The following is a 10,711-nucleotide window of genomic DNA, read 5'->3' as shown; positions in this document are numbered from 1 at the left end:
CGCAGCCGCAGCCGCATTGCGCACTTCCTCGCTGGCATCGTTTTTTGCCTTTTTGATCAAGGCGACTGCCTCTGGACTGCCGATTTGACCAAGGGAGTAGAGGGCCATGCTCCGCACCTCGCTGCTCTTGTCATCCAAGGCTTTGCCCAAGGCCGGAACAGCCTGCTTGCCACCAATGCCTGCCAGCACTTCAGCTGCGGTGCGGCGGATATCCTCGCTCGAATCATTGATCAGCATTTCGGAAACCTGAGCAACGCCGCCACCGGCCTCCACTCCGGCAAAATAGCCCAAGGCCTCTTCCCGCAACGCGTTGTCAGGGCTTTTCATCAGCTCGGCAAAATATTCTGGCGACTGTTCCTCCCCCATCTCCTCCTCTGGTTCGGCATCGGACGGCGGCTGGTCTGGCGGCGTTTGAATCTGCGCGGACGGAACTGGAGTTGAGGACGGGGGAATGGGAGCGGCACTGGCGGCGGAAAACACCAGAGGCGGCGCATTGCCGGGAGTGGCTGCCCTGCTGTGCAGAGCTATTTTTTCCATCTTGGATTTGTCTGCCCTTGTTGCATCCGCGCCGTAGGTGAAGACGATATTGAAATCCGGCGCGATCCGCTTGAAGCCGTCCTCCAAAACGGCGCGGCTGAATTCCGCAGAGACAGGCATATCCGCCGGGCCGTGCACAGTGATCTCCACGCCCGCCTGCGCGGCGACCTGACGCAGCAGCTCCTTCAAGGGCATGTTCCGCACACGCAGACTGAGCAGGCTGTCCTCAACAGCAACACCCGCCGCCGGTGCCGCGCCCGCTGGAGGCATCGTGCCGTCAGCGGCCAGACAGGTGGCGGCGGTCATAAGCAGCAGCGCAGACTTCAGAATTGTGCGCACCGGTTTCACACTCCGCCCCTTTTTGTGTTTTCAGGCATCATCATCTTGGCCCCCCGGCGCAGTGCTGTCATGTTAGCTGCAACACGGTGCTGCACCTTTACGAGCAGCGCGAATAACCACAGTCGCGACAGACCTCGCAGCCTTCAGCAAAGACCAAGGTGCCGCAGCATTCCGGGCAGGCGGAGCTGAAGCCCTTCTGCGTTCCGGCCATGAACGACTTCAGCAGCCTGCCGAGCTGGGCGGGCAGATCGAACATGTGGCCGCTGGAGCGGTCAAGCTGACGGATGATCTCTTCCATCGGAATCTGATAGCGCAAGGCGAGCGAGACCAAACGGCAGGTAGTAGTCCACATGGTGGATTTATCCTTCAGATCCAGCCGGTTGTCAAACGGAAATTTAGCGAAGACCTCCATCGGGCTTTCCGCCTCGTCAAAGCAGACAATGATGTAGACCGCATTGCCGTCCGCATCCTTGAGCCGGTAGCGCTTGGCATCCAGCACGTCGGGCAGCTCTTTTTTCTGCAGCTCCCCTTGGGTGGAGACTATGGCGGTTTGCTGTTTGCTTGCGGAAGCTGCCGTGCTGAGCACCTGCCCTTCCCGCGAGCCGTCGCGATAGACAGTCAGACCCTTGCAGCCCAGCTCAAAACCAAGCAGATAGGAGAATCGCACATCCTCTTTGCTGGCCGTCGAAGGCAGGTTGATGGTTTTGCTGATTGAGGCGTCCACGCCACTGGCCTGGAGCGCACCCTGCATTCTGATGTGATCCTCTGGGGCGATGTCCTGCGCGGCTTGGAAAATCCGCTGCCACTGCTCCGGGATTTCCGCATGGCCGAGCACAGTGCCGCTCTTTGCCACCTTCCGCATCAGCTCCTCGGAGAAAAAACCCTCGCGTTTGGCAGCGGCCTCAAAGTGTTTGTTGACCATCAGGAAGCGGTCGCCGTCCATGACGTTTTTCTCAGTGACTACGGAAAAATACGGCTCGCAGCCGGAGGAGCAGTCTGCGATCATCGAGACCGTGCCGGTGGGCTGAATAGAGGTCAGAGCAGCGTTGCGCCGGGCCGGATAGTGGTTGTGTTGCGGATTCCAAGCTGGAAACGGGCCTTTCAATCTGGCCAAAGCGATGGATGTAACCTCGGCCTCGTCGCGGATGAAGCGCATGACCTTGGCTGATTCCGTTCGTCCCGCCTCGTCACCGTAGGACAGCTTCAACTGAATGAGCATGTCGTGCAGGCCCATGATACCGAGGCCGATTTTGCGGGTTTTCTTGGTCATCTCGGCAATTTCCGGGATGGGAAAGCGGTTGCAGTCAATCACGTTGTCGAGAAAACGCACCGCTGTCCGCACTGTCTGCGCCAAGCGGGGATAATCCACCGCGCCATCTTTGACATACTGGCCGAGGTTGATCGAGCCTAAGTTGCAAGACTCGTAGGGAAGAAGCCACTGCTCTCCGCATGGATTCGTCGCCTCGAACTCGCCGAGCTGCGGAGTGGCGTTGGCCCGGTTGGCTGCATCAATGAACAAAACGCCTGGCTCGCCGTTGTGCCACGCCAATTCAACAATTTTATCAAAAACCTTGGCCGCGTTCATCCGGCAGACTGCCTTGCGGTTGGAGGGATCAATCAGGTCGTATTCCTGATTGTTCTTCGCCGCCTCCATGAACTTGTCGGTGATCGCCACCGAAAAGTTGAAGTTGGTGAATTTGCTTTGATCCTGCTTGGCATTAATAAAATCCATGATGTCAGGATGATCCACCCGCAGGATGCCCATGTTGGCCCCGCGCCGCTTGCCTCCCTGCTTGATGGTCTCAGTGGCCGCATCAAAGACAGCGGCGAAACTGAGCGGCCCGGAAGCCACCCCTTGAGTTGACCGCACTGCCGAGTTCTTAGGCCGCAGCCGGGAGAAGGAATAGCCGGTGCCGCCGCCGGTTTTATGCACCAGCGCACCGTTGCGGATGGAAGTGAAAATACCGTCCATCGAGTCATCAACGGGAAGGACAAAGCAGGCCGAAAGCTGGCCAAGATCGGTGCCCGCGTTCATCAGACAGGGCGAGTTGGGCAAAAAATCGAGATGATAAATCATGCGAAAGAACTGCTCGCGCAAAGCCTCATAGTCCTCCAGACCCCGATCGGGCGCAGCCACTGCATCTGCCACCCGGCGGCAGAGGGATTCCCAGTTCTCCAGCACATTCCCTTGGCCGTCTTTAAGGTAGTAACGGCGGGTCAGCACGGTCTCGGCGGTCTCGGTCAAGGACTGTTTCGCAATAGTCCTAGTCATCTCTTTTCCCATCTCTTCCTTCCTTTTTGTGCGGTGAGTCAGCACCTGTCCTTCAGGCGGTTGTGCAGTCTTATAACACAACATGTTGTGCCAACTCAAGCTGAAATTATGCTACCAGTTGTATTTTTGCTCAAAATAAAGAAAACGTCTGTTTTCGCGGCGTTCAGAAATGAGGAGCTTTTGTCAACCGCTTTCCGGCAGAAAAAATGCCGCCTGCGGCAAACCGCGCATTTTTCCGGCAATGCAGCTGATATGGCAAGAGCAGGCTTTTGCGAAGCCTTGCCGGACAGCAGCGCACCCCAAAAAAACGACACCTGCCTTGCCTTCCGCAGATGCAGCGGGTATACTGACGCTTTGTCAGCAGTCCGGCAAGAATACTCTACAGAACAAGATATTATGAAAACAGTCCTCACCTTGTCCTTGCTGCTTTTTTTGTCAGCGCATCCAACGGCAGCCTTCTCGTCGGCCTCTGCCGTGCGTTTTCTTGACACGTGGTCACTCATGAACACGTGGGAAGCAGGGGTCAGGCCGCTGGACTTCGCTCAGACATGGGATAAAAAGCTGGTCTTCATTCTCGGCAGCGACAGCAAGGTGCATGTGTATTCGGCTGTCGGCGAACATCTCGGCTCCGTGCCGTCCTCAGGCCGTCCTGTGGCCATTGACATTCAAGCGCGGGGCAGAGCACTATACGTGGTTGATCAAAATGGCATCTGCACAATTCACAACATCTCCTTGGACAACGGCTATTTCCGCTCGTCGGTGCGAAGCAGATGGAGGTCAGGAGCGACTCGACCGCTTGACATCGCCCATCTACCTGAGCGGGGGATGGTCTTCATTCTCAGCAGGGACGGCGAAGTGCATGTGCATTCCACCGCTGGACAGCAGATCGGCGCAATCTCTGTCGGCTGGGGAACTGCCGCTATCAGTCTCGTGCCCCGAAGCAGGCGGATGCTGCTGCTGCAAGAAGACGGCTCCTGTTCCAGCATTGAGCTGATGTTCTGAACACCACCGCCCTGTTCAGCTTGCCGGGCGCGGTTCCGGGCGGTATAATGGCCCCATATGCTTCCGCTGCAATTTCTTCAACAACACAAGGAAACGAAACGATGAAAAAAACTCTTGCGCTGTGCTGCCTTCTCCTTCTGCCGGGCCAGACCCTTCTTGCCCAGACTCCCGCGCAGACCCCGGAGGGCAAGCCGGACACGCTTTCTTGGACTCCCATCGAAACTTGGAAAGCGGATGTGAAGCCGCGCAGCTTCGCCCAGACATTAGATGGCAGAATGGTCTTCATTCTCGGCGAGGACAGCAAAGTGCATCTCTATTCCACTGAAGGGCAGAAGCTGGGGGTCATTCCGGCGGAGCCGGGCACAGTGGCTTTGGATATCTCCCCGCGCGGCGAAATGCTGTATTTGATGGATCAGAATGGTTCCTATCAGGCCCTTGACATTTCTCTTGCCAAGGATATTGACATCGCTGGTGCGCCGTTCTTGGGCAAAGAGACTGCGCCGGTGGCCATAGTCGTCTTCTCTGATTTTCAGTGCCCCTTCTGCAACCGGGTGCATCCGCTGCTGGAAGAGGTTATGAAGCGCAATCCTGAGACGGTCAAAGTGCTTTTCAAGCATATGCCGCTGAACATGCACCAGCAAGCCGAGCCTGCGGCCCGCGCCGCCATTGCCGCGCAGGAGCAGGGCAAGTTCTGGCAGATGCATGACGCGCTTTTCGCTGTCTCCTCCAGCCTGAGTCCTGAGACGATCGAGAAGGCCGCCGCAGGGATCGGCTTGGACATGGAGAAATTCAAAGCGGACTGGAACAGCCAGGCCACCAAGGACAAGCTGGCCAAGGACCTGACCTCAGCGCGGCTGGCTGAAGTCAACGGCACACCGACCATCTTCGTCAACGGTCGCCGGGTCAACGCGCCCAGCCCGGACATCATCCAGAAGATGATTGATCAAGAGCTGAAGAAAAAGAAGTGAGCCAGGTGAAGAAAGCAGCGGCTTCCGGCGAGTCAGAGCAAAGTCTTGACTTTGCCGACCAAGCCGCCGCGCAGACGCTCTTTGGCGAGCTGAACCGCAATCTGCACACGGTCGAGCAGGCCGCCGGGGTCCGCATTCATCAGCGGGGCGGCGGCCTGCGCATTCAAGGCCGCACACACGCCGTGGAGCTGGCTGTCTCGGCTCTGCGGCAGCTGTATGAGCTGGCGCGGAAGGGGTATCCGATATTCAGCCAAGACGTGGCCTTCGGCCTGCGCATCCTTGAATCCTCTCCTGACACGTCATTGGAGGAGATTTTCCTTGAGAAAGTCTGCATCACCTCTAAAAAGCGGATCATCTCTCCCAAGACGCTCAATCAGAAGAACTACATTGAAGCCATCCGCCGCAACGATATTGTGTTCGGCATTGGCCCGGCAGGCACCGGCAAAACGTACTTGGCTGTGGCGATGGCTGTGGCCGCGCTGACAGCGGAGCAGGTGCAGCGCATCATTCTCACCCGGCCTGCGGTGGAGGCAGGGGAAAAACTCGGCTTTCTGCCCGGCGATCTGGCCCAGAAAGTTGATCCCTACCTGCGTCCGCTCACTGACGCGCTCAACGACATGCTGGGTGCGGAGAAAGCCGCCGAGCTGGTCGAGCGCGGCGTGGTCGAGGTCGCGCCTTTGGCCTTCATGCGCGGCAGAACCTTGAACAAGGGCTTTGTCATCTTGGACGAGGCGCAGAACACCACCCGCGAGCAGATGAAGATGTTCCTCACCCGCATCGGCTTTGACTCGCAGGCAGTGATTACCGGCGACATAACTCAAGTGGACCTGCCCGGCGGTCAGGCTTCCGGGCTGGTGGAAGCGCAGGCTTTGCTTCAGAACATTGAAGGCATCGCCTTCTGCCCCTTTGACAGCAGCGACGTGGTGCGGCATCCCTTGGTGCAGAAGATCATCCACGCCTATGACAAAGCCAGCCGCCGCGAGCCGCCGCCGGCTCGTTCTGCGGCCTGAGTCGTTTTCCATGTCCATCAACTTCATCAGCGAACTTGAGCCGCAGCAGTTTCAGCTCAACCAAAGCCTGCTGCGGGCGCGTCTTGCCCGTCTGCTGCGCCTGCTGAAGCAGGAAGGGCGCACGGTCAGCGTTGTTTTCTTGGATGACAAGGAAATGGCCCGCTACAACCAGACCTACCGCCATAAGGAAGGGCCGACCAATGTCCTCTCCTTTCCGGCGGAAGTGGCTGACGAGCTGGGCGACATCCTCATTTCCGTTGACACCGCGTGGCGCGAGGCGGTCGAAAAGCAAATCCCCCTGCATCAGCATCTCACCTGGCTGCTCATCCACGGCCTGCTGCATCTGCTCGGCTACGACCATGAGCTGTCCGAAGAGCAGGCGGAGCGCATGCAGGACAAGGAGGCGGAGCTTTATCAGGCTGTTCAACATATTCATTCAGGAGGAAGAACCATGCCGCAGCTGGCTATCAATGTTGACCATATCGCCACCATCCGCGAGGCCAGAGGAGGCGCGGAGCCTGATCCGGTGCTGGCCGCAGGCATCTGCGAGCTGGCCGGAGCCAGAGGCATAGTTGTTCATCTGCGTGAAGACCGCCGCCACATTCAGGAACGGGATGTGCGGATTCTGCGCCAGACCGTGAAGACCCGCCTCAACTTGGAGATGGCTGCGGTCAAGGAAATCGTCGCCATCGCCTTGGAAGTGAAGCCGGATTTAGTTACGCTGGTGCCGGAGAAACGGCAGGAGCTGACCACTGAAGGCGGCTTGGACATCATCGCCAATGAGAAGAAGCTGAGAAAGACTGTGAGCAAGCTGACTGAGGCAGGCATTCCGGTCTCCCTGTTCATTGATCCTGACTTGGAGCAGGTCAAGGCCGCCGCAGACATCGGCGCAGCCTATGTTGAGCTGCACACAGGCCGCTACGCCGACGCGAAAGACCACGAAGAACAGGAGCAGGAGTTCCTTCTGATCGAGCAGGCGGCGGAAGCCGCTTACGCCGCCAAGCTGCGGATCAACGCGGGCCACGGTCTTAATTATCTCAACGTGGGGCGCGTCGCCGGGCTGTCGATGATTGAGGAGCTGAGCATCGGCCACGCCGTGATTGCCCGCGCCGCTTTTGTCGGCTTGGACCAAGCTGTGCGCGAGATGCAGAACTGCATTGATTTGGCGGAGTGAAAAGGCATCATGACTCCCCTCATCCAGCTCAAGCAGGTGTCCTTTGCGTATCCCGGCAGCAGCCGTCTGCTTTTGAATGAGACAGATGTCACGTTTGACTGCGGCCAGCGCATCGGCCTGATCGGTGCCAACGGCAGCGGCAAGACCTCCTTGCTGCACATCATCATGGGCCTGTTGCGGCCCACGGCAGGAACTTTGCTCTTCAAAGGCCGCGAAGTCAGCAGCAAAGAAGACTTCCGTCTGCTGCGCCGGAGCATCGGCATGGTTTTCCAAGATGCCGACGACCAGCTTTTTTCACCCACCGTGCTGGAGGATGTCGCCTTCGGCCCGCTCAACCTCGGCATGACGCAGGCCGAGGCACTGCAAGTCTCCCGTCAGACGCTTGAGAATTTGGAGCTGTCCAGGCTGGCGGAGCGGGTCACGCACCAGCTTTCCGGCGGCGAGAAAAAGCTGGTGTCTTTGGCGACCATCCTGTCCATGAAACCGGAGGCGATGCTGCTCGACGAGCCGACCAACAACCTTGACGGCGCGACCAAGGCCCGGCTCACCGCCATTCTCAAACGCCTGGACATCGGCTATATGATCATCTCCCACGATTGGGACTTCCTTGCGGAAACCTGCGACGAGCTGTACACCTTGAACCAAGGCCGGGCTGTCCGCAGCGGCACCGAATGTCTGCACACCCATCGTCATGTTCACGCTTGGGGCGACCGTCCGCACGCCCATGACTGCTGAACAGCGGCCCGTGAAGAAACGGCGGCGAGGCGGCGGCGTTTGTCACTGCTGCAAAAACAGTGCGCCGTACTGTCACAGCTGCCGCTGCGGCTTCACTATCTGTCCAGCCTGCTTTGCCGAAAACACCTGGGGCATGAGCAACGGCCCGACATGGATATGTCCCGACTGCGAAAGGGTGCATCTGCTGGAGTAGTGCCTGCCGCATCATCTTTTTTCCCCCGCCGCCAGTAAAATATTCCCTGCTGCAAGACAGAGGAATTGACCTCGTCCCCGGCCTTGGCTATGATGGACGGAAGGGCCTGATTTTGCGCCGCAGCAGACAGTTGCTGTTTGGCAGCAGACGGTTCTTGTTTAGTGAGAACTGGCCGCTGCTCGGCAGCACAAGGTTGCTGCTCGGTTACAGCTTTCTCTTGCCGAGCAAAAAGGAGCTGCTGTTTGACAACAAAAGGCTGTTGCCTGCCAACAGCTCTTTCCTGCTGAGAAACATATGGTTGCTACCGAGCAGAAAGAAGCTGTTGCTTGACAACAAAAGGCTGCTGCCTGCCAACAGCCTTTTGTTGCTGAGAAACATATGGTTGTTGCCGAGCAAAATACGCGGCGCATTCAATGGCCATGCGCCATGATCTTTCAGAATGGCTGCTGTTGGCGGAATGAAGAGAACGCAAGCGGTCAAAAGCTGCCTCCTGCTGAACAGCCGAAGCCGCTTTTTCAAGTCATGCTTCACGAAAACGAGCCGCAGTTTGTTCACACTGCCAACGCAATGCTGTCAGCTCTTTGACCTTTATCAAGAAAAAAACAATCGTCAGCCTGCATGTCGCGCCGAAAGGCAGAGAATAGCTGACCATGCCATATCGACTGACAACAGCGTATAATTTTCAGCATCTGCCGGTGAGTTCCTTGCAGATGAGAAGAAAATATTGGTTCATGTGAGCAAGAGGCACTGACCTCGACACCGCAAAGGGGGCCTTATGGATGTATCTGCTGTTATTGGCATCATCATCGGCGGCATCATTTTTGGGTCGGGCCTGTTCCGACATGCGGGAGGCTGGCTGGCCGGAATGCTCTTCGGCTGGCTGCTGGTGCGGAATCTCAGCCAGAGCGCGAAGATTGCCCGCTTGGAACGGCGGCTGCGGCATGTTGAAGAGCTGATCGAGGAGATGCCGGAAGAGGCGGACCAGCCTGTTCAAGAGCCAGCAACGGCCTCTGCTGCTGTTCCTTCGCGCCGCGAGGAGCGCGAGGAAGCTCCGGCAAAGGTCTTTTCCCAGCCGAAGTTTGAACCTGCGCCAGAGGCGGCGCGCAGCGAGATCAAACCGCCTCTGCCGCGCTTGTCTGCCGAACCTGCTTGGGATGAGCGCGCCGCCGCCAAGCTGAAAGCCTTTTTCACCGAAGGCAATGTGGTGCTCCGCGTCGGCCTGCTGGTGCTCTTCTTCGGCGTGGCCTTCCTGCTCAAATACGCTGCTGACCGCAACGTGATTCCCATTGAACTGCGCCTGCTCGGCGTGGCCTTGGGCGGACTGGCTTTGCTCGGCCTTGGCTGGTTCCAGCGGCAGACGCGGCCCGGTTTCGCCCTGCTGGCGCAAGGCGGCGGCATCGGCATCATGTATCTGACTGTCTTCGCCGCCTTCAAGCTGTATCATCTGCTGCCCGCGCCGCTGGCCTTTGCCCTGCTGTTTGGTTTGGTGGCCGCCTCCACGGCCTTGTCCCTGCTGCAAGATGCCCGCCCGCTGGCCTTGTTTGGCGCAGCTGGCGGCTTCCTCGCGCCGGTGCTGCTCTCCACCGGCAGCGGCAATCACGTCGCCCTGTTCAGCTACTATGCCCTGCTCAACTTCGGCATTCTTGCCGTTTCCTGGTTCAAGGCTTGGCGCAGCCTGAATTTGCTTGGTTTCATCTTCACCTTGGGCATTGGCTCAATGTGGGGATTGAACAGCTACCGGCCAGAGCATTTCGCCACTGCCGAGCTGTTCCTGATTCTTTTCTTTCTGATGTTCAATGCCATCGGCGTGTTCTTCGCCTTCCGTCAGCCGCCGAATCTGCGCGGCTATGTGGATGGCACTTTAGTCTTTGGCACACCGGTGATCTGCTTCTCCTTGCAAGCGGGCATGGTGCACAACATGCCGCACGGACTGGCCTACAGCGCATTGGCAGTGAGCAGTGTTTACGTTGTTCTGGCGAGATTTTTATGGAACAAGGGCAATGAGCGGCTGCGGCAGGGAATGCGGACGCTGACGGAAGCCCTGCTGGCCTTGGGAATTGTTTTCGCCACCTTGGCTGTGCCGCTGGCCTTGAGCGGACGCTGGACCGCTGTCACCTGGGCGATGGAAGGCGCGGCGTTAGTCTGGGTGGGCATTCGGCAGAACCGCTTTCTCGCTCGCAGCAGCGGCTTCCTCCTCCAGTTCGGAGCAGGTTTCTGCTTCCTTGCCGATGGCGGTCATTACGGCGGAACACGCCTGCCTGTGCTCAACGGCACCTATCTTGGCGCAGTGATCATTGCCCTGTCCGCTCTCTTTGCCTCATGGCAGCTCTATAAAGCTGACAACCTGCGCCGCTGCGAAAAATGGAACCACCTGCCGCTCTTTTTCTGGGGCTGCATCTGGTGGTTCTGCGCCGAGCTTTTCGAGAGTGAGCGGAGTGTTCCATACTCTCTTAGAGAGTATTTCAACCTGCTCTTCATCAC

Annotated in this window: 9 protein-coding genes; 7 read left to right on the top strand and 2 right to left on the bottom strand. The window is 58.2% G+C overall.

What is annotated here, in order from left to right:
• A partial coding sequence (locus ACNKID_RS05100; RefSeq protein ID WP_417912352.1) for a HEAT repeat domain-containing protein occupies nt 1–876 on the bottom strand: 876 nt, incomplete at its 3' end.
• A 97-nt stretch (nt 877–973) separates the two neighbouring features.
• Nucleotides 974–3,148, bottom strand: a complete 2,175-nt coding sequence (locus tag ACNKID_RS05095; RefSeq protein WP_417912351.1) for an adenosylcobalamin-dependent ribonucleoside-diphosphate reductase — start codon at nt 3,146–3,148, stop codon at nt 974–976.
• A 396-nt stretch (nt 3,149–3,544) separates the two neighbouring features.
• On the opposite strand from ACNKID_RS05095, the gene ACNKID_RS05090 reads away from it, so the two are divergent.
• The 7 genes from ACNKID_RS05090 to ACNKID_RS05060 form a co-directional block, all read left to right on the top strand.
• Complete coding sequence (locus ACNKID_RS05090; RefSeq protein ID WP_417912350.1) at nt 3,545–4,150, top strand: hypothetical protein; 606 nt, start codon at nt 3,545–3,547, stop codon at nt 4,148–4,150.
• A gap of 101 nt (nt 4,151–4,251) precedes the next feature.
• On the top strand, nt 4,252–5,118 hold the full coding sequence (locus ACNKID_RS05085) for a thioredoxin domain-containing protein (RefSeq protein WP_417912349.1): 867 nt from the start codon (nt 4,252–4,254) through the stop codon (nt 5,116–5,118).
• Complete coding sequence (locus ACNKID_RS05080; protein ID WP_417912348.1) at nt 5,115–6,128, top strand: PhoH family protein; 1,014 nt, start codon at nt 5,115–5,117, stop codon at nt 6,126–6,128. Before ACNKID_RS05085 ends, ACNKID_RS05080 begins: the two co-directional genes overlap by 4 nt.
• Before the next feature lie 10 nt (nt 6,129–6,138).
• Nucleotides 6,139–7,302, top strand: a complete 1,164-nt coding sequence (locus tag ACNKID_RS05075) for a pyridoxine 5'-phosphate synthase (RefSeq protein ID WP_417912347.1) — start codon at nt 6,139–6,141, stop codon at nt 7,300–7,302.
• Between the two features lie 9 nt (nt 7,303–7,311).
• Nucleotides 7,312–8,037: an energy-coupling factor ABC transporter ATP-binding protein gene (locus tag ACNKID_RS05070; protein WP_417912346.1), complete on the top strand. Its 726-nt coding sequence runs from the start codon at nt 7,312–7,314 to the stop codon at nt 8,035–8,037.
• Nucleotides 8,038–8,342: 305 nt separating this feature from the next.
• Nucleotides 8,343–8,660 (top strand): hypothetical protein, encoded by a 318-nt coding sequence (locus ACNKID_RS05065; RefSeq protein ID WP_417912345.1) that lies wholly within the window; start codon nt 8,343–8,345, stop codon nt 8,658–8,660.
• A gap of 345 nt (nt 8,661–9,005) precedes the next feature.
• On the top strand, nt 9,006–10,711 hold a 1,706-nt coding region (locus ACNKID_RS05060; RefSeq protein WP_417912344.1), incomplete at its 3' end, for a DUF2339 domain-containing protein.

Origin of the sequence: Candidatus Electronema sp. TJ (genome assembly GCF_048287355.1) — a bacterium.
Classification (GTDB): Bacteria; Desulfobacterota; Desulfobulbia; order Desulfobulbales; family Desulfobulbaceae; genus Electronema.
The sequence above is the reverse complement of the archived record's forward strand: the minus strand, read 5'-3'. Positions and strand labels throughout refer to the sequence as shown.